We start from the raw sequence: 24,231 nt of genomic DNA, 5'->3' as shown, positions 1-24,231 counted from the left end.
CTATGTCAGTTTTAAGCGGTAAAAGAATTTTGCTAGGTGTTTCTGGCGGAATTGCCGCCTATAAAACAGCGTCTTTAGTACGACTTTTTATAAAAGCAGGTGCACATGTCCAAGTGATCATGACACCTGCTTCTAAGGATTTTGTAACTCCGCTTACATTATCTACTTTGTCCAAAAAACCGGTTTATTCTACTTTTTTTAATGAAGATGAAGAAGATGAAAAATGGAATAATCATGTGGAATTTGGTCTTTGGGCAGATTTAATGCTTGTTGCGCCCGCAACCGCCAATACCTTGTCTAAAATGGCAAATGGTACTTGCGATAATCTGCTTATAGCAACTTATCTTTCGGCAAAATGTCCTGTTTATTTTGCTCCGGCTATGGATTTGGATATGTACAAACATCCATCTACCATTGCCAGTTTTCAGGCCTTAGAACAGTTTGGGAATATTATGATTCCCGCTGAAAGCGGTGAATTAGCCAGTGGATTATCCGGAGAAGGCAGAATGGCTGAACCTGAAAATATTATTGATTTCCTGGAAGCCGATTTAGAAAGTAAATTACCTTTGAAAGGAAAGAAAATCTTAATCACAGCCGGACCTACTTACGAAGCCATCGATCCGGTACGTTTTATCGGAAATCATTCTTCCGGAAAAATGGGTTTTGATATAGCTAAGAGTGCTGCAAATCTTGGCGCTTCAGTAATTTTAGTTTCAGGACCTACACATTGTGAGGTAAATCATGCTTTGATTCAGCTTATCAAAGTTACTTCGGCTCAGGAAATGTACGAAGCCTGTCATCAATATTATGCTGATGTTGATGTGACTATTGCTGCCGCTGCAGTTGCCGATTACAAGCCAAAAAATGTAGCTAATCAGAAAATTAAAAAAGCTGCAGATAATTTTGTAATTGAACTCGAAAAAACAAAAGACATCCTGTTTTCATTGGGAGAAAATAAAAAACAGCAGTTTTTAATTGGTTTTGCGTTAGAAACGGAAAATGAAATTGAGAATGCAAAGGCTAAAATTCAGAAAAAAAACTTAGATTTGATTGTTTTAAATTCTTTACAAGATGAAGGAGCCGGTTTTCAAAAAATGACCAACAAAGTTACTTTTATTGATAAAGATTTTAAGATTGAACCGATGGAATTAAAATCCAAAGAAGCGGTCGCTGATGATATTTTAAATAAAGTAATAGCGCATTTTTATGAATAAAATAATTGTCTTTTTTTTATTAGTAAGCTTTGGTTTTGTTCAGGCACAGCAATTAAATTGTACTGTTACGGTAAATGCTCAAAAAATGGGTAATCCCAATCAGCAGATTTATAAAACGCTGGAAACTTCCCTAAACGAATTTGTTAATAAAACAGATTGGACAGGACAAACCCTGAAACCGCAGGAAAGAATTAACTGTTCGATGTATATTACCTTACTTTCTCACAGCTCTGATCAGTTTTCGGCTACGATTCAGCTGCAATCTTCACGTCCGGTTTTTAACTCATCTTATGAAACTCCGGTTTTAAATATTAATGACAAAGATTTTAGTTTTACTTATACCGAGTTTGAAAATCTAGTTTTTAATGCCAATAATTTTCAGTCCAATTTAATTTCGGTGATTTCTTTTTACAGTTATGTAATTATAGGAATGGACCAGGATACTTTTGGGTTTAAATCCGGAGATGCTAATTTTCAGACTGCACAAACCATTGCTACTGTTGCTCAGCAAAGCAGCTACAAAGGCTGGAGCCAATTGGATGGAAATCAAAATCGTTATTTTTTAATTAATGATTTGTTGTCACCTACGTATGTGGAAATCCGAAAAACAATATTTGATTACCATAAGGGATTAGATATGATGACCGATAATTTAAAGTCGGCTAAGGAGAAAATGAAAACGGCTATTTTAGGTTTGAATAAATTGTATAATTCGAAACCTAATGCTTATTTAACCCGAATATTTTTTGATGCTAAATCCGATGAAGTAACTTCTGTTTTTTCGGGTGGACCAAGTATTGCAATTGCTGATTTGGTAGATAATTTAAACAAAATTTCGCCTATAAATTCAGGAAAATGGGCAACCTTAAAATTTTAATTCTTTTTTACTATTCATTAAACCTCATAAATAAATACGCTTAATGATTACTGCGCTATCTATAAAAAACTATGCTTTAATTGAGAGATTATCGATTGATTTTTCTAAAGGATTTTCGATTATTACGGGAGAAACCGGGGCAGGAAAATCGATTATTTTAGGTGCTTTAGGTTTGGTTTTAGGAAAGCGTGCCGATTTAACTTCCTTGAAAAACAAAGAAGAAAAGTGTATTATAGAAGCTCAATTTGATGTTTCAAAATACAATTTAAAAGCTTTTTTTGAAACAAATGATTTGGATTACGAAGAGGAAACGATTATTCGAAGAGAAATTCTCCCATCAGGAAAATCGCGAGCTTTTGTAAATGACAGTCCGGTAAATTTGCAGGAATTGCAGGATTTAGGTTTGTTTTTGATTGATATTCATTCGCAACAACAAACCAGAGAACTTACCGATGAAAATGTTCAATTTGATATTATTGATGCCATTGCGGCCAATCAGGATGTGATTTTGGAGTATCAAGCTTTATTAAAAAGCTATAAATCGGATAAGACGAAATTAAATTCGCTACTTAAAAAACTAAGCGAATCTAATAAAGAAAAGGAGTATCATGCTTTTTTACTAAATGAATTGCAGACGGCTCAGTTGAAATCCGGAGAGCAGGAGGAGTTGGAAAGTGTTTTTGAAAAACTCAATAATGTTGAAAGTATTCGTGAGGCAATTGATAAATCGTTAGCGATTGCCAATGAGGAACAATTTGGGATTTTAAATAATCTGAAAGAGACTAAAAATGCGATTCAAAAAATAGCCGCTTTTGCTCCGGAATATCAGGAATTGCTGGAACGAATTAATAGTTTGGCGATAGAATTTGATGATATTGCTGCTGAAATGAACCGTTGTTCAGAGCGAATTGTTTTTGATCCGGAACAATTGGAACAAACCAATCAAAAGTTGCAGCTGATTTATAATTTGCAGAAAAAACATCAGGTAACCACAGTTGAAGAGCTGATCGAAATTCAATCGCAATTGGAAAATGAAGTGCTTGAGTTGGGGAATATGGACGAAGAAATTGTTCTTTTGAATCAAAGTATTATTGAAAAGGCTAATGAATTGGATAATTTAGCAACTACAATTCATAATAATAGAATGGAAGCTATACCTGTTTTATCTGATAAAATGATTACCATTTTGGCAACTTTAGGAATGCCTAATACGCGTTTTAATATTGATGTGCAGCAAACAGAAAGTTATTTTACGAATGGAAAAGACGAATTACAATTTTTATTTTCTGCGAATAAAGGAACTGATTTTGGATTGCTGAAAAAAGTCGCTTCCGGTGGAGAAATGTCCCGAATTATGCTGGCTGTAAAAGCTATTTTGGCACAATATTCTAAATTACCGACCTTAATTTTTGACGAAATTGATACGGGAGTTTCGGGAGAAATTGCCATAAAAATGGGAGAGATTATGAAGGGGATGAGTCAGGCGATGCAAATTTTTGCCATTACACATTTACCTCAAATTGCCGCCAAGGGAGATGCTCATTTTAAAGTGTCTAAATCAACAGTTGATGAAGATACACAGTCGGAATTGAGGTTATTGACAGAGGAAGAACGAGTTGTAGAAATTGCACAAATGTTATCAGGAACTATTGTTTCTGATTCGGCTCTAAATCATGCAAAAGCCTTGTTGAACTAAAAAAATGCCCTATATTTGCCATCCAAAATGATGGCTTTTTCTGAAAAAAGAAGTTGTTTTTTACATTTATAAAATAGAAATAAAATATTGATACATTATGATCATAGAACCTAGAATGAGAGGATTTATTTGCTTGACGGCACACCCGGCCGGATGCGAGCAAAATGTTAAAAATCAAATTGAGTATGTTAAATCAAAAGGAGCTATTAACGGCGCTAAAAAAGTGTTAGTTATTGGTGCTTCAACCGGTTTTGGTTTAGCTTCAAGAATTTCAAGTGCTTTTGGTTCTGATGCGGCAACAATTGGAGTTTTCTTTGAAAAACCACCAATGCCAGGAAAAACGGCTTCTCCGGGTTGGTATAATTCGGCGGCTTTTGAAAAAGAAGCTCATAAAGCAGGTTTATATGCAAAAAGTATCAATGGAGATGCTTTTTCTAACGAAGTTAAGCAACAAACAATCGATTTGATTAAAGCTGATTTAGGTCAGGTAGATTTAGTAATCTACAGTTTGGCTTCTCCGGTTCGTACGAATCCTAATACAGGAGTTACGCACCGTTCGGTTTTGAAACCAATTGGGGCTACTTTTTCTAATAAGACAGTAGATTTCCACACTGGAAAAGTTTCTGAAGTTTCTATCGAACCATGTTCTGGTGATGATATCGAAAACACCATTGCTGTAATGGGAGGTGAAGACTGGGCAATGTGGATTGATGCTTTAAAAGCAGAAAATTTATTGGCTCCGGGAGCTACAACTGTGGCTTATTCTTATATCGGACCTGAAGTAACCGAAGCAGTTTACAGAAAAGGAACTATTGGTCGTGCTAAAGATCATTTAGAATCAACTGCATTTACAATCTCTGACAGTTTAGCAGGTATTAACGGTAAAGCTTATGTTTCGGTAAACAAAGCATTAGTAACTCAGGCTAGCTCGGCAATTCCGGTAATTCCGTTGTATATTTCTTTATTGTACAAAACAATGAAAGAAAAAGGAATTCACGAAGGTTGTATTGAACAAATTCAACGTTTGTACCAACAAAGATTATTCACCGGTTCAGAAGTTCCTGTGGATGACAAAGGAAGAATCCGTATCGATGATTGGGAAATGCGTGAGGATGTTCAGGCTAATGTGGCTAAATTATGGCCGGAGGCTACAACAGAAAATCTTGCTGAAATTGGTGACTTAGAAGGTTACCGTAAAGATTTTTATAACTTATTCGGTTTTGATTTGGCAGGAGTTGATTATAAAGCGGATACTGACGAAATGGTTCAGGTTGAAAGTATTGCTGAGTAATAGTTTACAACGAAAAACTAAAAATCATAAATAACAATACGCCTTAATTTTGAATGTATAAAATGCATTTGAAATTAAGGCGTATTGTTATTTATAACCTATCTTTGTTAAAAAATTACATTTATATTGTGCCATTAATACCTTTTTTAAGAATATGTATTTTTCTTTGATTATTCCTGTATATAATCGTCCGGACGAAGTGGATGAACTTTTAGAAAGTTTATCAAAATTAGATTATAAAGAGCCTTTTGAAGTGGTAATTGTTGAAGATGGTTCATCTGTCAAATGTGGAGATGTTGTTCGTCAGTACCAAGACAAATTGTCGATTTCATATTATTACAAAGAAAATTCAGGTCCCGGAGATTCCCGAAATTACGGAATGAAAGTGGCTAAAGGAGAATATTTTATCATTTTTGATTCCGATTGTATCATTCCTTCGCAATATTTGACTGAGGTTGATAAGGCTTTAAAAGCCGATTATGTAGATTGTTTTGGTGGGCCGGACAAGGCTTTGGGCAGTTTTTCAGACATACAAAAAGCAATCAATTTTGCAATGACTTCCTTTTTAACGACGGGAGGGATTCGAGGTGGTTCGGAAAAAATCGGAAAATTTCAACCACGAAGTTTTAATATGGGAATTTCCCGAAAAGCTTTTGAGGCTTCAAAAGGTTTTGGAAATATTCATCCGGGAGAAGATCCGGATTTGTCTATCCGATTATGGAATTTAGGTTTTCAAACCCGACTTTTTTCAGCTGCTTATGTGTATCATAAAAGAAGAATTGACTGGGATAAGTTTTCGGTTCAGGTAAATAAATTTGGTAAAGCCAGACCAATTTTAAACAGCTGGTATCCGCAATACAGTAAACTAACGTTCTTTTTTCCGACAGTATTCATTATTGGATTGGCACTTTCTGTAGCTTTATTAGTGTTTACTTATGATTTTTTAGCTAAATTGTATTGTGTTTATTTCTTCATGATCTTTTTGGTTTCCAGTTATCAAAACCGAAGTATAAAAATAGGTTATTTGTCGGTTACGGCAGTTTGGAAACAATTTTTAGGTTATGGAATGGGGTTTATGGAATCTTATTATAAAGTAATTATTTTAAAGCAAAAGCCGGAGGAAGCTTTCCCAAATTTATTTTTTAAAGTGTAATTATGGCTAAAGTTATTGGATTGACCGGTGGAATAGGAAGTGGAAAATCGACTATTGCTAAGTATTTAGTTTCATTGGGATATCCGGTTTATGTTGCTGATGATGCCGGTAGAAAAGTAATGCAGTTTCCGGAGGTAATTCAGGCTATTAAAGAAAAATTTGGAACAGCAATTTTTGATAATCAACAATTGAACAGAGCAACATTGGCTAAAATTGTTTTTGAGTATCCTGAAAAATTACAGGAACTGAATGCAATTGTACATCCGGCTGTTCGAAATGATTTTAAAAAATGGCTGGAAGAAAATCAGGATTCACCTTATGTGTTTTATGAATCGGCAATTTTGTTTGAAAGTGGCAGCTATGCTAATTTTGATAAAATAATAACCATCACAGCGCCTTTGGAAACAAGAATTGACCGGGTTTTGAAAAGAGATTCAACAGACAGAGAGCAGCTTTTAAAAAGAATTAAAGCGCAATGGACGGATGAAGAACGTGTCGCCAAAAGTGATTTTGTTATTGAAAATTTGGATATTGATTTAGCAAAGTTAAAAATGGATGAATTTCTTAAAATTTTGACGATTAATTAATTCAAATAACAGATGTTAATGTTTGGTTAATGTATTATCAACCATAATGTTAAAATATTAATTTTGTTTTGATGAATAAATTATTTTTTAGATTTCTTGTTTTACTGATGAGTTTGTCCCTGATAGGGATTATTCTTGTTCAGGTGTATTGGTTCAACAGTTCGTTTAAGAATAACGATGAGCAGTTTGGGTACCATGTAAAACAGGTTATTGGTAATGTGGCTGAAAAACTGGAAAAGCGTGAGGCTTTTAGTTTTTATAACAAGTATAATCATTACAAAGACAGTACGGGGAAAATTCCGGAAAGAAATGATTTGTCTGAGTTTTATTATGTTCAAAAAAATCCAAAAACCAATAAAACAATCGTTTATTCTAACAGTATTATTTCTGAGGATTATAATATTTCGGCAGATTTATTTAGTAAGAAGTTCGGAAGTGAGCGATTTAAAAATTTTAATTCCAGAAGGGTAACAGAGGTTTATAATAATAGTACAATTGATAAACCGGGTTTGCAGCAAAGTATTGTTCCTGATGTAAAAATTGAAAAAGCCGGGAATTTAGATATTTTAGATAACGCTCAGTTTGAAATTTTTTTCAAAGACATTGCTTCAACAATGCCTTTAGAAGAGAGGGTTTCAAAAGAAACAGTTGAAAGTTTAATTAGAAAAGAATTAAAGGAATACGGTGTAAATACAAAGTTTGAATTTGGGATTTATAACGATGGGGTGGCAACCAAAATAAGATCGAATAATTTTAAATTTGACAAAGATGCTACTTATTCGATTTCGATTCTGGCCGATAATGAAGGGAATGAAAAATATAAGTTGTTAGTTACTTTTCCTCACAAAAAGAAATTTCTTTTGTCAGAATTAGTAAGTATTACAATCTTATCTATAATTTTTACGTTAATTATTTTAATTGCTTATACCAGTGCTTTGAATCAGTTGATTCGTCAGCGTCAGATTTCGGAAATTAAAACTGATTTTATCAATAATATGACGCATGAGTTTAAAACACCAATTGCCACGATTAACCTGGCTTTAGATGCGATTAAAAACCCGAAAATTATTGAGGATAAGGAAAAAGTATATCGGTATTTACAGATGATTCGGGATGAAAATAAGCGAATGCATGCTCAGGTAGAGAATGTATTGCGTATTTCGAAACTGGAGAAAAAAGAATTAGATATAGAAAAAGGTTCCAGCAATGTAGAAGAAGTGATTTATGATGCTATCGAACATGTGAATTTGATTTTACAGGATAGAGGCGGAATTATCAGAAATCATTTTGAAGCAGCCAGAACCACCGTTTTAATCAACGAAGTGCATTTTACAAATGTTGTGGTTAATATTTTAGAAAATGCAATTAAATATTCGCCGGAAGCACCTCAGATTGATATTTATACCGAGAATATTAAAGATATGATTTTGATCAAGGTAAAAGATCAGGGCTTAGGAATGAGTAAAGTGGCTCAGAAAAGAGTTTTTGAGAAATTTTATCGGGAGCATACCGGAGATTTACATAACGTTAAAGGCCACGGTTTAGGACTGGCTTATGTAAAAAGAATTGTTGAAGACCATAACGGTCAGGTTTATGTAGAAAGCGAAAAGGGAAAAGGAAGTACCTTCATTATAAAATTACCTCTAATAAATTAGAATATGGAAAGTATAAATAAAAAGATTCTCTTAGTAGAAGACGATTTGAATTTTGGAGCTGTTCTTAAAGACTATTTGATGTTGAATGACTTTGATGTTACTTTGGCAAAGAACGGAATGGAAGGTTTTGAGAAGTTTAAAAAAGATTCTTATGATTTGTGTATTCTGGATGTAATGATGCCTTATAAAGACGGATATACATTAGCTAAGGAAATAAGAGAGAAAAATGCCGAAGTGCCAATTATCTTTTTGACTGCCAAATCAATGAAAGAAGATGTTTTAAAAGGATATAAAGCCGGAGCAGATGATTACTTAAATAAACCTTTTGATTCAGAAGTTTTATTGATGAAAATCAAAGCTATTATCCAAAGAAAAGCTTCAGATGTGAAAGCAGAACAAGTTCCGTTCGAATTTACAATTGGTAAGTTTCATTTGAATTCTAAACTGAGATTCTTAAGTTTTGCAGGTGAAGAACCGGTAAAATTATCTCCAAAAGAGAATGAATTATTAAAAATGTTGATTCTTCACGAAAATGATTTGATGCCAAGAGAATTGGCGCTGACTAAAATCTGGAGAGATGATAATTATTTTACTTCCAGAAGTATGGATGTTTACATTGCTAAATTGCGTAAATATTTAAAACAGGATGAAGATGTTGAAATCTTAAATATTCACGGTGAAGGTTTCCGTTTGGTGATTAAAAACAAAGCCTAAATAAATAAAAAAGTCCCGATTTTTTCGGGACTTTTTGTTTATAGAAAGACTTATTCTAGTATAATTTTGGATATTTAGTTGGGTTGCTTTCTGAGATAATACTGTATGCTTTTTCATAAATATCTTCTGCTGATGGTTTCGAAAAATAATCGCCATCAGTTCCATAAGCAGGGCGGTGCTCCTGAGCTGATAAAGTTTGTGGTTTGCTGTCTAAAAATTGATACGCATTTTGTTCTTCAATAATTTTTTGCAAAATATAAGCCGAAGCTCCACCAGGAACGTCTTCGTCAATTACTAACAGGCGATTGGTTTTTTGAATACTTTTTACAATATCATGATTGATATCAAAAGGAATTAACGATTGAATATCAATTACTTCGCACTCAATTCCTGTTTCCTGTAATTCTTTAGCAGCCTGTTCAACTAATCGTAATGTAGATCCGTAAGAAACTAAAGTAATATCGGTTCCGGTTTTAATGGTTTCAACAACGCCAATCGGAGTTTTAAATTCACCAAAATTCACTGGTGCTTTTTCTTTAAGACGGTATCCGTTCAAACATTCAATTACTAAGGCAGGTTCGTCACATTCTAAAAGGGAATTGTAAAAACCGGCAGCTTTAGTCATGTCTCTTGGAACTAAAACGTTAATTCCTCTTATGGCGTTAATAATCATTCCCATAGGAGAACCGGAATGCCAGATGCCTTCTAATCGGTGTCCTCGGGTTCTGATGATTAACGGAGCGTTTTGTTTTCCTGCTGTTCTGTAAAGTAAAGAGGCTAAGTCGTCACTTAAAATTTGAATAGCATATAATAAATAATCTAAATACTGAATTTCGGCAATAGGTCTTAAACCTCTTAAGGCAAGTCCAATTCCTTGTCCGATTATCGTGGCTTCACGAATTCCTACATCGGCTACACGTGTTTCTCCGTATTTTTCCTGCATGCCTTCTAAGCCCTGATTTACATCACCAATATTTCCGGAATCTTCTCCAAAAATTAAAACTTCGGGATGTTTGGCAAAAAGAGCATCAAAATTATCACGAATAATCATTCGTCCGTCGGTATCTTTTTTAGCATCTTCAGGATAAACAGGCAAAATTTCTTTTACAGAAAGCACATTGTTTTTTGTTTCAGAATATAAATTGTTACTGAAAAGCGGCTGTGTTTTTTCAAAGTATTTTTGAATCCAGTTTGCTAATTCTGTTTTATGAGCTTCGTGAGCCAGCAAACGCAGGGATTTCCTTGCAGTTACCAGAATTTCTTTTTTTAGAGGATCTTTGATTGCTTTTAGCGCATTGGAAAGTTTTAGAATTTGCTCTTTATTTTTACTTAAAGGAGCAGCCTTATCTAAAATGCTAAGCAATTCATTCTTTTCTTTGACAATAGGAGCGATAAAAGAAGCCCAGGATGTTTTTTTAGTTTCTAAAACCTCTTTTTTAATGGTAGCTTCAATTTCATTCAGTTCTTCGGCTGAAGCAATATTGATGGCAATCATCCAAAGGCGCATTTGTCTGATACAATCAAATTCGCGTTCCCAATTTAGTCTTTCGGTACTTTTGTATCTTTCGTGCGATCCCGAACTGGAATGTCCTTGTGGTTGCGTAAGTTCGGTTACGTGAACTAAAACCGGGATGTGTTTTTCGCGGGCAATTTTCGAAGCCCTTTCGTAAGCAGAAATCAAATCGGAATAATCCCAGCCTTTTACTGTGATGATTTCAATTCCGTCATTATTTTTATCGCGTTGAAAACCGGATAAAATTTCAGAGATATTTTCTTTTGTTGTTTGGTGTTTGGCATGAACCGAAATTCCGTATTCGTCATCCCAAACGCTAATAACCATGGGGACTTGTAATACTCCGGCAGCATTAATTGTTTCAAAAAATACCCCTTCGGAAGTACTGGCATTTCCGATAGTTCCCCAGGCTACTTCGTTTCCTTTGTCCGAAAAGTTTTTTTGGTTTGGAATATTATCTATTTCGCGATAGATTTTGGAAGCCTGAGCCAAACCCAGCAAACGTGGCATTTGAGCTGCTGTAGGTGAAATATCGGAACTGGAATTTTTTTGTTTCGTTAAATCTTTCCAACTTCCGTCTTCATTTAAACTATGAGTAACAAAATGGCCTCCCATTTGTCTTCCGGCCGACATTGGTTCTTGTTTAATATCGGTATTTCCATATAATCCGGCAAAGAAATGAGCGGTTGTCAGTTCGCCAATAGCCATCATAAAAGTTTGGTCGCGGTAATAACCGGAGCGAAAATCTCCGTCTTTGAAAAACTTAGCCATTGCTATTTGTGGCACCTCTTTTCCGTCTCCGAAAATGCCAAACTTTGCTTTACCCGTCAGTACTTCTCGGCGACCTAAAAGGCTGCATTCCCGACTAGTTACGGCTATCTTATAATCGTTCAATACTTCAGTCCTGAAATCCTCAAATGTCAATGTAGTATTGGTTTGTTCTTTTATCATAATTGAAAGATTATAATTCTTTGGCGCAAATTTACTTAAAAACTGGCTATTATCATAATCTATTAAAATAAAAAAGAACTACTTTACGGTGTTTTTATTTAAAAATAATATTGTTTTTTTAATAAAAAATAATTTTTTGGTTCAAAAACTGATTTTTTTGTAATGATTTGTAGTAAGCTATTTGTTTAGAACCATTTCCGATTGAATAGGTTAATAAGTATTTTTGGAGAAAAAGTAATGATGAATCTAATTTTTTCATTGTACTTGTTTTGGCTTATTTCCCAACCGTTTGAGGAATAAACCGGAAGGTATAATTCAAAATAGTCGGTTACTAAATTTAAACGGATACCACTGTCAAATTGAAATTTAGGATCCTGAAATCTGTTTTTTATAAAACCGGCATCGCCATAAACTTCAATCCAGTTCCAAATATTATATCCGGCATTTACAGTACTTATCCATTGATTAGCGTAAGCTGTGTTTAATTTTGATTTAAAACCTCCTTCGGCTAAAACTAATTGCTGACTAAAAAAACCACTGCTTTCAGATCGTCCGTAATAGCCATAATCAAAGAGATAGTCTGTTGGTCGGTCTAAAGCAAAACTGAAAAAATCCGATTGACTGTTGTTGTAAAGAAAGCTTCCTGCATAAATACGAAAATTGATTCGGTGATTGTTTTCAAAAAGTTTTCGGTACTCTATTTCAGCGGCTAATTTTCCAAATTTTTTAGAAAATTGAATGTCGTTTACAAAGCTAAAGTGTTGGGTTACTTCTGTTTTTGTGTTATAATATTTAGCATTAAATACGGAGTAATTTTCGGTGGAATTATCCGTAATAATGTCGCTTTTTTCTCGGTTTACCATTACCTGACGAAAATAGATTGATTGTTTCCGATTGTCTCTAAAGTTGTTTTCTCTGATATTCAACTGAACACTAGGATTGAGTTTTGTGTAAGTGGCGTCAGGAGCATAATGAAAATAAGAGCCGGACAAGGCATATTTCACATTGTATAAACGGCTGTTTCTGTAATTTTTATTAATCAAAAAAGAACCTGATCCCGAAATGGTTTTTGCATTACTGGAATAAGCCGGGTTGATGTTGAAGATGAAAGGTTTTTCCAATATGGTTTTATTATGAAGACGTATTCCTGCTATAAATCCGTCGTATAAATTGTATTCTAACGAAGGAACGTATAAAATTTGGTTATAGTAAGGATCTTCCAAATCTTTCATCAAAACAAATTTAATCGGGCGATTGTTTGGGAAAAAAGGCTTTAATGATTTCCAATTGTTTCTCAAATTGTATTCAGGGACTTCATTTTTATAATTCAGTACAATTTTGTTGGCATTGTTTCGGGCAAAACTAAAAGTACTGTCAATCGAATTCGGCTCTATCCATTTCTTAAAAACAATATCTTTTTTAAAAATACCGTAAACGGGAACTGGTACCTTGATTCCTGTTCTGTTTTTTAAAGAAAAATAAATGCTGTCATTGGTTTTGCTTACTTTGTTAAACTTATAATCAATTAAATCTCTGGAATAAATAACCGTTTTAAAAAACCAGTTGATATCTTTTGGAGATTGATTTTTCAGGATGTTTTCAAAATCAGCGGCATCGGTTTGTTGTTTCTTTTTAGCTATATAGAATTCGCGAATACTTTTAGTTACAGCCTCATTTTCAAGATAGCTGTTTAAAAAACGCAAACTTAGGCCAGCGCGGTATTTGCTGGCTATTTGTTCGTTAAATTTTATCAAGTTGTTTTTAGGTTCGCCTAAAGCCTGATCCAGATTTTTTCGGGCCATTAACATATAAAAATAACTGTATTGTTCGTTGAAATCAATATTAGTAAGATTGAAGCTTTTTAATAATTTGAAATTAGCGGCATTTCCTAACATTTTAGTCCCGGGATAATTTTCTTCGATATACTTCATCATGACATAGACCTGAATTCCGTTATGAACCCAGCTGTCTTTGCGATTGTCTATATAAAGACTGTTGTTGAGAAATACGTTTAAATAGGTTTTTAAAAATTTAATTTCGTAGGTAAATTCATCTGTAAAAGGTCTAATGAAGGAAGGTAATTGATTCAGTCCGTAAAATGGATTTCTTTCGTAGTCGGTTTGTGAAATCACAATTTTCTTAAAAGGATAATCGCCAATTTGTCTTTTTACAAAACGAACCACACAATCGATAGCCTGAGCCTGAGCCATTGGTGTAATTTTTTCACCGTCTAAATTGGTTAGAACTTCAAAACTATCATTTTTAAAACTCGTGAAATTGGATTCCGGTTCTATAAAAAGACTAAAATCTACTCTGTTTTGACCATTAAATTTATAAATAGTGTAGTCGTCTTTATTAATTTCTTCGGTGGTGTCTAAATCTGTCGTAATTGCAAAATCGCTGGAAAGTTTAAGTTCGACATCAAAATGGCAAATGGCATTGGCAATGTCGTCCAGATTTTCATTACTGTATCTTACAAAAGCGTGGTTTTCATAACGTGCAGGAGTTAAAAACCAGGATTTTAAATTGATGTTGCCAAAATCGTCATAGCCGTATTTGGTGAATTTATTATTTGGAATTTTTACATTGTAATTTAGTTCCAAATCAATTTTTTGGTTTGGAGCCAATTTGTTTGGCAGATTTACCACAATAAGATCAGGATGTTTTCGGGCTCTGTTCCAGGAAAAGAACAAATGATCTTTATTTAAAATGGTTATTTTGGAAGTTTTGCCGCGTTCTTCTTCTTTGGCTAAGTGAAATCCGCGATAAAATTCGTCAGAAAACCGAAGGGCTAAAGGTGTGTGAACATTAGAATAGGCATTATTCCAATCGTTCAAAACAATTTCCGAAATACTATCATTACTGTTGTTAAAATATTCAAGTTCCTGTTTGACGTTCAAAGTGTGTGTGTCCGGATCTACATCAACATAAAGGCGATTATGATGCTGTGCCATAAGAGTACTTGTAGCAGCAAAAAAAACAATCAAAAACAAGCAGATTTTAGCGATCGAATTCAATGGTAGTCTGGGTTTTAAAAAGTATTTCAATTTACATTTTTTTTATTTTACCAACTACAGTAAAATAAAAAAAAGCTGTAAAAAAACAGCTTTTAAAAATTGGGTTTCAAAGTGTATTTTTTATAGAAATTATCGAGAACTTCTACGACTTCGTCTTCGTTGTCAACAATTTTTATCAGATTTAAATCTCCCGGACTTATATTTTTTTCCTGTTCTACGACCGTCTTTATCCAATCGATTAATCCGGACCAGTAACTGCTTCCAACAAGGATAATTGGGAAACGGGCAATTTTTTTAGTTTGGATTAAAGTAATCGCTTCAAACATTTCGTCCAAAGTTCCAAAACCTCCCGGCATTACCACAAAACCTTGTGAATATTTGACAAACATTACTTTTCGAACAAAAAAGTAATCAAAATTCAGGTTTTTATCCTGATCGATATAGGGATTAAAATGTTGTTCAAAAGGCAATTCAATGTTCAATCCCACAGAAGTTCCGCCGCCTAAATGTGCGCCTTTATTACCTGCTTCCATAATTCCCGGGCCGCCACCTGTGATAATTCCGTAGCCGGCTTTGCTGATTTTAAAAGCAATTTTTTCGGCCAGTTGGTAATACTTATTATCGGGTTGCGTTCGCGCCGATCCAAAAATAGAAACGCAGGGACCAATACGTCCCATATTTTCATATCCATTAACAAATTCCGACATGATTTTGAAAATCGCCCAACTGTCATTGGTACGAATTTCATTCCATGTTTTTTGTTTCAGTTTATCCTGGATTATTTTTTCTTCGTCATTATCAAAATCTTCTAATCTCATGGTTTTTATATTTTATATAATTCGATTGTCGTTGTTTTTTGTCAGCAGCAAATACTTTTGAGTGCATAAAAGAAGCAATTGCCGGGGTGACTTACTACTAAAGTAAGGTTTTTTGGGTATAAAAACCAGACTGATTTCCGAATAATATTTAGGATAAAAAACGGATTAATATTAAATATTTGTAAAACAATTAGTTGTGATTTTAATCAGAGAAAAAGAATTTAAAAAAACAGGGTAGAAGCAGCTTCTTTTTTAAGTTTATTGTTTTTTCTTTCTTTCTTGGATTTATTTAGCCAAATGATAAAACCTGTAACCGGTAATGAAGCACAAATTAGCGCAGCAAAAAACGCCAGAAATTTAGTAGTTAAACCACCAAAAGTTCCGGTGTGTAAATCGTAATTCATAGAAGTGATTTGGCCCCCTAGTTGTAAATTCGCGGAGGTTTTCATGTTGTCAATTTGTCCGCTTTTCTGGTCGAAATAATAGCGATAAAAATTCCCCGTTTTGTTTTTATCCAGTCGAACCTGAATATCATGTGGTTCTGATTTTTCTTCCTGTAAACGAATGGAATATTGATCAGCCTGAGCATGTTTGGACAAGACATAATACAATCCGTTATCGAGTGTGTTAGTCGTTTTTTGCGGAATAGAATCCAGTTGCACAATTGGATTTTTCTTCTTTGTGTCTAGCGTATTAAGGCTATTGTTGACTCCTTTTTTAAAAACAGGAAAAGCAAAGACTAAGCCGGTAAAACAAAAAAGCAGCGCCCAGGGTAACACATAAAATCCTAAAACGTTGTGCAAATCGTAGTTTAGACGTTTGGGTTTTGCCGAAAATTTTATGCTAAAATGTTGTTTGATATTTTTAGGCTTCCATTTTTTTGGCCACCACAAAAAGAAACCGCTAATACAAATCAGGCTGAAAAAAAGTGTCGAAAAACCAATGATTACGTGACCGTATTTTTTACCTAAAAGTAAATTCATGTGCAGTTGCAACACTATTTGGAAAAACTCGGTTTTAGTGTTTTCAATTTGTTGTACAGTTCCCGAATAAGGATTGATGAATACTCTTTTGTTATAAGTAAAATAATCAGCGTAAAAGAAGGCTTTTTTATTGGTTTTGGTCGCTCTGAAAACCCAGGTTCGGTCTTTTTGCGGAAAGATATCTACTCTTGAAATTTTTTCACCGGGATTTAAGTTTTTTTCTGCAATAGCAATAAGTTTGCTTAAAGCAATAGTGGATTTGGTTTCCGGAGCAGGGTGGTTTATAAAATATTTTTCAGGATAAACTACTAATTTGAGTTCATCCTGAAAAACATAAATACAGCCGGTAAGACTTACAATTAAAATGACAATTCCGGAAAATAATCCGAGCCATTTATGAAGCCATAAAATCTGTTTTTTAAATACCATTAAAAATTATAATGTAAATTTAAACTGCTGGTCATTCCGCTTCCTAACACATATTCCGCATCCAAAGCACGATATTGACTTACTGTTGGGTAATAATAATTGTTTAATAAATTTTCTACTCCAAGGCTAATGGACCACTTAGAACTGAAAGCATAATTAGCGGATAAATTTAGCAAATTAACCGTTGAAATTGGTCCTTCGCTATTTTTATATTTTCCGTTGCTGGCAGGTTCAAAACGATTTCTACAACCGGTATTTACCCAAGAAACCTGTACGCTGGATTTCTCGGTAGGTTTGTAGTTGATGAAAGCCGTTGCTTTTGCAGGAGCAATACGGGAACCGTTTAGATAGACTTTGCTTCCGTCATCAAATTTTGCTTTTCCTTCAACAAATGAATAACTTCCTCCCAATTTTAATTGTTCAGATAGTTTGTAATCTAAGCTAACTTCGTATCCTTTTACGGTTTCCGGTTCACGTTGTGCTACCAAATAACCACCTACATCTACTAAATTAGCTCCCAGTTTTGAAGTACTGATGTAGTAAGCTGCCGAAAGATTGAAGTTTGAAATTCTGCTTGAAAAACCAATCTCGTAATTATTAGTGATAATTGGATCAGTTTCCAGATTATCGATGGTGTTTTCATCGGCTCTTCTTAAAATTCTACCTAATTCATTGATTGCAAAACCTTGTGAAAAACTAATAAACGGATTAAAGATTTCGTATTTATTAAAACGTAATCCGGCATTAAACATGGTTGCATTGTATGGAATATCGCCTCCTTTTACAAAAATACTTCCGGCACCGTTAGCCCCGGTTGCAATGGTGTTGTAATCTTTTACGCGAACCGTTGCATTTTCATAACGGATTCCTCCTTTGAAAATTAAATTTTCTAAAATGTCCAGTTTTAATTGGGCATAAGGAGCAATATTGGTCATGTCCATTTTAGGAATATAAACGCGACCATCTACCAAATCCTGATAAGTAACATCGTTCAAAAGGTCTAAACCATAGGTAATTTCGGTTGGGATATTTCCAATAGAAAAAGGAGTATTGAAATTAATACGTATTCCTTTTTTGTCTGAGTTAATCATCGTTTGTCCCGATCCGTACCATGCCGAAGCACTGGCAACATAGCGATTCATGGAACGGAACGAATTCAAATAAGCAGCAACATCTAATTGGGTGTTTTGAAACAAATTATCTTTTGAAAAACTAAGCATCAAATTATAATTGTATGGTGTTCCTGCATTTTGTCCCGGGTCTTCTCCATGCACTCCAATGGTAGGTGTTGCGCCGTAAACTCCGGTTTGACTGATATATTTGGCATGTTGAGTGCTGTTATAAAAGTTGGACAGTAAATTGATACTGGAATGGTCGGTGATAGCGTAATTTAATTTGGCAAATAAGTTAATTTGATCTGAATTTGACAATCCGTCAGTTTGACCAAGCGGTTTTCCTTTAGCATCTCTTTGTAAAGCCGTGTAATCATAAGAACCTCCGGCTACAAAGCTGAATTTGTCTCTTTTACCATTAAAGAACTGTGAAAGGCGATAGCCAAAAGTTTCTGAGCTGTGTATTGGATTAAAAGTTGTTCCAATAGTAGTGTTTCCGTGAAAAGAATCGTTTTTAGGACTTTTTTTGGTAATATAGTTGATGATTCCTCCTCCGGAACCATTTCCGTAAATCGAAGTAGCTCCTTTAATTACCTCAATTCTTTCAATGGCATTAGGATCAATAGTTCTGATATCTCTTTGTCCGTTCATCAAAGGTGTCGATTGCGGAATTCCGTCAATTAAAACCAGAACCTGTCTTCCTCTTAAGGTTTGCCCGGCATTTGTAGCCTTGTTTGTTGTTGTACCTAATCCGGGAACTAAATTTCCTAAAACTGAAGATAAATTCGTGCTGATATTCGTTTGATTTTGAATATCTCTTTGATTTAAAATCGTTACTGAAGATGGAATAGTGGAGATGTTTTCTTTTTTTCTACCGGCGGTAATTACGATTTCCTGTAATTTATTTTCTTCTTTTTCCAGTTGGATAACAGTTGTTGCCTGAGTATCAATGTTTGCAAAACTGTACAAAGTTTCCGCATAATTATAAGCGGTAATCAAAATGTTTCCTTTAGTAATTTTCGAAGCAGGAATTTGTGCTTGACCATCTGAATTTGTTTTGGAAAGAACCATATTTCCGGAAGAAATCGTAGCGTTTTCTATAGCTTTTCCTGAATTGTTTTCTACCCTTATTTTTAAGGTTTGGGCAGAAATTATTGAAGTAATAAAAAAGAACGTCAGAGAGACTAGAGATTTAAAAGTCATTTTGAAAGGGTAAAATTTAAACTTATTCTTATTTAGATTTATTTTAAGCAAAAGTAGTTTTATCCTTTTTTCGATGCAACAAAAAAATTAAAAATATTAAAAAAAAGTAGTTCTTGTAGTTTAATACGTGTTATAAATGTAAAAAAGCCTTTTTCAAAGAAAAAGGCTTTTAAAATAAATAAGTAACTATTATTTCAATTCTTTCTTCAAAAACTTGGCTGTATAACTTTTTTTGACTTTGGCAACTTCTTCCGGAGTTCCCTGGGCAACAACCGTTCCGCCGCCTTTTCCGCCTTCGGGACCAATATCGATGATGTAATCGGCTAGTTTGATCACATCCAGATTGTGTTCGATAATCAAAATAGTATTGCCTTTGTCAACCAGTTTGTTAATAACTTCCATCAACACACGAATGTCTTCAAAGTGTAATCCGGTTGTAGGTTCATCAAGGATATAAAAAGTATTTCCGGTATCTTTTTTAGATAATTCACCTGCCAGTTTGATGCGTTGAGCTTCACCACCTGAAAGCGTGGTACTTTGTTGTCCCAATGTGATGTAACCCAATCCAACGTCCTGAATGGTTTTAATTTTTCGGTAAATTTTCGGGATATTTTCGAAAAAAGGAACAGCTTCATCCACAGTCATTTCTAAAACATCCGAAATTGATTTCCCTTTATAACGAATTTCTAAAGTTTCTCTGTTAAAGCGTTTTCCCTGACAAGTTTCGCACTCTACATAAACATCCGGTAAAAAATTCATTTCAATCGTTCGAACGCCGGAACCCTGACAGCTTTCGCAACGGCCACCAGCAACATTAAAACTAAAACGTCCGGCTTTGTAACCACGAATCATACTCTCCGGAGTTTTGGTAAACAAAGCCCTGATTTCGGTAAAAACTTCGGTGTAAGTTGCCGGATTGGAACGTGGTGTTCGTCCAATCGGACTTTGGTCAATATCAATCACCTTGTCGATATGTTCTAAACCTTCAATTTTTTTGTACGGTTGTGGTTTTTTGACGCCATTAAAATAATGGGCATTCAAGATAGGATAGAGCGTTTCGTTAATTAATGTTGATTTACCACTTCCAGAAACACCAGTCACACAAATCATTTTTCCTAAAGGAAATTCGACAGAAATATTTTTTAAATTATTTCCTGTTGCTCCGGATAATTTCATTGTTTTTCCATTGCCTTCCCGACGTTTTTCAGGAATATCAAACTTCATTTTTCCGTTGAGATATTGTGCCGTAATGGTATTGGATTTCAGGGTTTCTTTTGGTGTGCCAATGCTGATAATTTCACCGCCAAATTTTCCGGCTTTTGGTCCAATATCAATCACATAATCGGCACGCTCAATCATGTCTTTATCGTGTTCCACCACAATCACCGAATTCCCAATGTCACGCAATTGTTCCAGAGAATGAATCAGTTTTTCGTTGTCTCTTTGGTGTAAACCAATACTGGGTTCGTCCAAAATATAGAGAACTCCAACCAGTTGCGAACCAATTTGAGTAGCCAGACGGATGCGTTGTGCTTCGCCACCGGAAAGTGATTTCGAACTTCGGCTTAAAGCCAAATAATCTAAGCCTACATTCATCAGGAAGTCTAAACGATCCTTAATTTCTTTAATTACTTCAGAAGCGATAAGGAGTTGTTTGTCTGATAAATGCGAATTTAAATTATGAAACCATTTGGTCAAATCGGAAATATCCATATTACATAATTCGGCAATATTTTTTTCGTCTATTTTAAAGAATAAGGCTTCTTTTTTTAGACGGGAACCTTCACAAACCGGGCATTTCAATTCGTCCATAAAATCTTTTGCCCAGCGTTTAATGGTTGAAGAACCGCTCTCATCATGTTGGTTTTTGATAAAATGAGAGATTCCTTCAAAATCAATTTTGTAATCACGGGCAACCCCTAAATCTTTAGAATTGATTGTGAATTTTTCTTTTCCGCCATTGAGAATCATTTCCATAGCTTCAGCCGGAATATTTTCAATAGGATCGGTAATTTTAAAATTGTATTTCTGTCCGATGATTTCCAATTGTTTGAAAATCCAGGAAGATTTGTATTCGCCCAATGGCGCAAAACCACCCGCTTTGATGGAAAGTTTTGGATTTGGAATTATTTTGCCAACATTTATTTCGTTTACCGTTCCCAGTCCGTTACAATGTTCGCAGGCACCTTTTGGGGAGTTGAACGAAAACAAATTGGGTTCCGGATTTTGATACGAAATTCCGGTGGAAGGGCACATTAAATTTCGGCTGAAATAACGTACTTCCTGACTGTCCTGATCAAGAATCATCAATACATTTTCGCCGTGATGCATGGCAGTGTTGATACTCTCTGACAATCGTTTTTGGTTTTCCTCATTGTCTTCAATCAACATTCGATCCACAACAATTTCGATATCGTGGGTTTTATAACGGTCGAGTTTCATTCCCGGAGTGATGTCCAGAATTTCACCATTCACACGTACTTTTAAGAATCCCTGTTTGGTAATTTGCTGAAATAATTCGCCATAATGACCTTTTCTGGCGCGGATAACAGGAGCGAGAATATTGATGCGTTTGTTTTTGAAATCAGAGACAATCAAATCTTTGATTTGTTCGTCAGAATAAGAAACCATTTTTTCGCCGGTGTTGTAACTGTAAGCATCGGCGGCACGGGCGTAAAGCAAACGCAGGAAATCGTAAATTTCGGTGATGGTTCCCACGGTAGAACGCGGACTTTTAGAAGTAGTTTTTTGCTCAATGGCAATCACCGGTGATAATCCGTCAATTTTATCCACATCCGGACGTTCCAGTCCGCCTAAAAACTGACGGGCATAAGCCGAAAAAGTTTCTACATAACGGCGTTGTCCTTCGGCATAAATCGTATCAAATGCTAAGGATGATTTCCCGGAGCCCGAAAGTCCGGTAATAACCACCATTTTTTCGCGCGGAATGGAGATGTCAATATTTTTAAGGTTGTGAACTCTGGCACCTAAAACTTCTATAGTATTGTCTGTGTCTAACATATTTTTTTGCAAATTCCGAATAGTCGGAAGCAAAGTTACTATTTGTTTCGCAGAGATTCGCAAAGTTAACGTAGAGTATCGAAGAGAATTTATAGTAAAAGAGTGATTTTTTTGAGATTCGCAAAGTTAGCTCAGATTTTGAGAAATATTTTGTGTGTCTCTGTGTTAACTTTGCGAATCTCTGTGAAATTTTACTCTATCGTCATCGATTTTAATTTTGCCCGGTAAGCTTCCAGTGCAGCCGCTTTTGAAATAAAACCAAAATACTTTTCGTCTTTAATAACCGGTAAAAATGTTGCTTTGGTTTTTTCAAATTTGTTCATCACGGTTTCCATAGTGTTAAAAGGATAAATCACATCAACCGGAGGAATCATAATATCTTTGATAAGTGTATATTTTACGCGGTATTTGTTGAAAATAATTTCGCGAATATTATTAAAGTTCACAATTCCAAGTAAATGACTTTCTTTGTCCACAACGGCAAAATACGTTTGATTAGAATGCGAAATTAAATCCACTAATTTTTCCAGATTTTCTTCCGGTGAAACGGTCAGGAAATCGGTTTGAATAATCGAATTGGTATTTAAAGTCGAAAGTACATTATGGTCTTTATTGCTGGTAAAAGCATGTCCTTTTTTAACTAATTCTTTAACGTCCATCGAGTGTTTTTCAAAACGTTTGGAAATGGCAAAACTAATTGAAGCAACAATCATTAGCGGAAGCATCAGGCTGTAACCGCCCGTAATTTCGGCAATAAGGAAGATGGCGGTAAGCGGTGCATGGAATAAGCCACTGAGGATTCCGGCCATTCCCACCATAGTAAAATTACTCACCGGTAAATGAGTCAGTCCGGTAAGATTAAGTGCTTTTGAAAATACAAAGCCTACATAAGAACCCACAAAAAGCGAAGGTGCAAAATTTCCTCCGTTTCCTCCTGAACCCAGCGTAATAGCTGTGGCGAAAACTTTCATAAGCATCGTAGCGGCAACAAAAGCGAGTAATACCCAGCTGTTATCTTTAAAACTTTCGAAAAGGGTGTTTTCTAAAATTTCTTCCGGATGACTCTCAGCCAGGATTTTAATACTTTCGTAACCTTCCCCGAAAAGTGTTGGGAAAACAAAAACTAAAACTGCTAAAAGAAGGGCTCCAAAAAAAGCTTTTTTGAAAGGATTCATTCTCAAATGCGAGAAAAAATGTTCGGTTTTTTGGAAATTTCGTGTAAAATAAACAGAAGTAAGTCCGGTTAAAATTCCCAGCATTACATAAAAAGGAATTTTATGATAGTCAAAATCCTGTTGTTGTTTAAAATTTAATAAAACGGTTTCGTCCAAAATGATTTCAGAAACTAAAGCTCCTGTTGCCGCAGCAATCATGATAGGAGTGAAGGCCGAAATACTCACATCGACCAAAAGGAATTCGATGGCAAAAAGAACTCCGGCAATGGGCGCGTTAAAAGCCGCAGCAATTCCGGCAGCCACACCGCAACCAATTAACAAGGTTCGGTCTTTGTAACTCAGTTTGTAATTTTGACCAAAATTAGAACCAAAAGCAGCTCCGGTAACCACAATCGGGCTTTCTAATCCGGCGGAACCTCCTAAACCTACGGTTAGGGAACTGGTCATGATATGTGCATACATTTGTTTTCGGGGAATGATACTCGCTTTTTTGGCAACGGAATATAAAATTTGAGGTGTTCCTTTTTCGATAGAGCCGCCTAAAAGTCTTTTGACAACCAAAACCGTTAGCAATAACCCGGCAATGGGTAATATACTGTTGATAAAACTGAGTTTTAAAATACTGTTGACATAAGTAGCAAAAACATAAACCCAGTGCGCGAAAGTCTTTAATACAATTACAGCAAAGGCCGAAGAAATTCCAACTAATACGCTGGAAAGAAAGATAAATTGTTTTTCGGTTAAGATAGATTGTGCCCAATCAATGATAATTTCTAATTTAGAAAGATATTTTTTGAACATTGATGCTTTGTTTTTTTTGAG

The 24,231-nt window shown here is 34.9% G+C and carries 15 protein-coding genes; 8 read left to right on the top strand and 7 right to left on the bottom strand.

All coding sequences use genetic code 11. From position 1 onward, the window contains the following. The first annotated feature begins 2 nt into the window (after nt 1-2). The 8 genes from coaBC (at nt 3) to H599_RS0115845 (ending at nt 9,187) form a co-directional block, all read left to right on the top strand. Nucleotides 3-1,214 carry a bifunctional phosphopantothenoylcysteine decarboxylase/phosphopantothenate--cysteine ligase CoaBC gene (gene coaBC / locus H599_RS0115880; protein WP_026715029.1) on the top strand — a complete coding sequence of 404 codons (1,212 nt, stop codon included), beginning with the start codon at nt 3-5 and terminating at the stop codon, nt 1,212-1,214. Then, nucleotides 1,207-2,091 (top strand): type IX secretion system protein PorD, encoded by an 885-nt coding sequence (gene porD, locus H599_RS0115875; protein ID WP_026715028.1) that lies wholly within the window; start codon nt 1,207-1,209, stop codon nt 2,089-2,091. Before coaBC ends, porD begins: the two co-directional genes overlap by 8 nt. Before the next feature lie 43 nt (nt 2,092-2,134). Then, complete coding sequence (recN, locus tag H599_RS0115870) at nt 2,135-3,787, top strand: DNA repair protein RecN (RefSeq protein ID WP_026715027.1); 1,653 nt, start codon at nt 2,135-2,137, stop codon at nt 3,785-3,787. A 97-nt stretch (nt 3,788-3,884) separates the two neighbouring features. Continuing rightward, nucleotides 3,885-5,078, top strand: coding sequence for an enoyl-ACP reductase FabV (fabV, locus tag H599_RS0115865; protein ID WP_026715026.1), 1,194 nt, complete (start codon nt 3,885-3,887; stop codon nt 5,076-5,078). Nucleotides 5,079-5,232: 154 nt separating this feature from the next. Next, nucleotides 5,233-6,231: a glycosyltransferase gene (locus H599_RS0115860; RefSeq protein WP_026715025.1), complete on the top strand. Its 999-nt coding sequence runs from the start codon at nt 5,233-5,235 to the stop codon at nt 6,229-6,231. 2 nt (nt 6,232-6,233) lie between these two features. Next, nucleotides 6,234-6,818, top strand: coding sequence for a dephospho-CoA kinase (gene coaE, locus H599_RS0115855; RefSeq protein ID WP_026715024.1), 585 nt, complete (start codon nt 6,234-6,236; stop codon nt 6,816-6,818). A 71-nt stretch (nt 6,819-6,889) separates the two neighbouring features. Continuing rightward, nucleotides 6,890-8,473 (top strand): sensor histidine kinase, encoded by a 1,584-nt coding sequence (locus H599_RS0115850; protein WP_026715023.1) that lies wholly within the window; start codon nt 6,890-6,892, stop codon nt 8,471-8,473. Between the two features lie 3 nt (nt 8,474-8,476). After that, entirely contained in the window at nt 8,477-9,187 is a 711-nt protein-coding gene (locus H599_RS0115845; RefSeq protein ID WP_026715022.1) for a response regulator transcription factor, read from the top strand. A 55-nt stretch (nt 9,188-9,242) separates the two neighbouring features. On the opposite strand, the gene H599_RS0115840 is transcribed toward H599_RS0115845, so the two are convergent. The 7 genes from H599_RS0115840 to H599_RS0115810 all read right to left on the bottom strand — a co-directional run bounded on the left by H599_RS0115840 (nt 9,243) and on the right by H599_RS0115810 (nt 24,210). After that, complete coding sequence (locus tag H599_RS0115840; RefSeq protein WP_026715021.1) at nt 9,243-11,651, bottom strand: alpha-ketoacid dehydrogenase subunit alpha/beta; 2,409 nt, start codon at nt 11,649-11,651, stop codon at nt 9,243-9,245. Between the two features lie 185 nt (nt 11,652-11,836). Next, nucleotides 11,837-14,605, bottom strand: a complete 2,769-nt coding sequence (locus H599_RS0115835; protein ID WP_026715020.1) for a gluzincin family metallopeptidase — start codon at nt 14,603-14,605, stop codon at nt 11,837-11,839. A 155-nt stretch (nt 14,606-14,760) separates the two neighbouring features. Then, nucleotides 14,761-15,486, bottom strand: coding sequence for an LOG family protein (locus H599_RS0115830; RefSeq protein ID WP_026715019.1), 726 nt, complete (start codon nt 15,484-15,486; stop codon nt 14,761-14,763). Between the two features lie 221 nt (nt 15,487-15,707). Continuing rightward, a complete protein-coding gene (locus H599_RS19930; RefSeq protein ID WP_035141783.1) occupies nt 15,708-16,898 on the bottom strand; it encodes a PepSY-associated TM helix domain-containing protein in 1,191 nt (396 codons plus the stop codon). Next, entirely contained in the window at nt 16,898-19,213 is a 2,316-nt protein-coding gene (locus H599_RS0115820; RefSeq protein ID WP_026715018.1) for a TonB-dependent receptor, read from the bottom strand. Before H599_RS0115820 ends, H599_RS19930 begins: the two co-directional genes overlap by 1 nt. Before the next feature lie 189 nt (nt 19,214-19,402). Next, complete coding sequence (gene uvrA / locus H599_RS0115815; RefSeq protein ID WP_026715017.1) at nt 19,403-22,234, bottom strand: excinuclease ABC subunit UvrA; 2,832 nt, start codon at nt 22,232-22,234, stop codon at nt 19,403-19,405. 191 nt (nt 22,235-22,425) lie between these two features. Beyond that, entirely contained in the window at nt 22,426-24,210 is a 1,785-nt protein-coding gene (locus H599_RS0115810; protein ID WP_026715016.1) for a chloride channel protein, read from the bottom strand. Nucleotides 24,211-24,231 lie beyond the last annotated feature (21 nt).

The organism is Flavobacterium daejeonense DSM 17708 (genome assembly GCF_000425425.1).
Lineage (GTDB): Bacteria > Bacteroidota > Bacteroidia > Flavobacteriales > Flavobacteriaceae > Flavobacterium > Flavobacterium daejeonense.
This window is presented reverse-complemented; position numbering and strand designations above follow the sequence as displayed.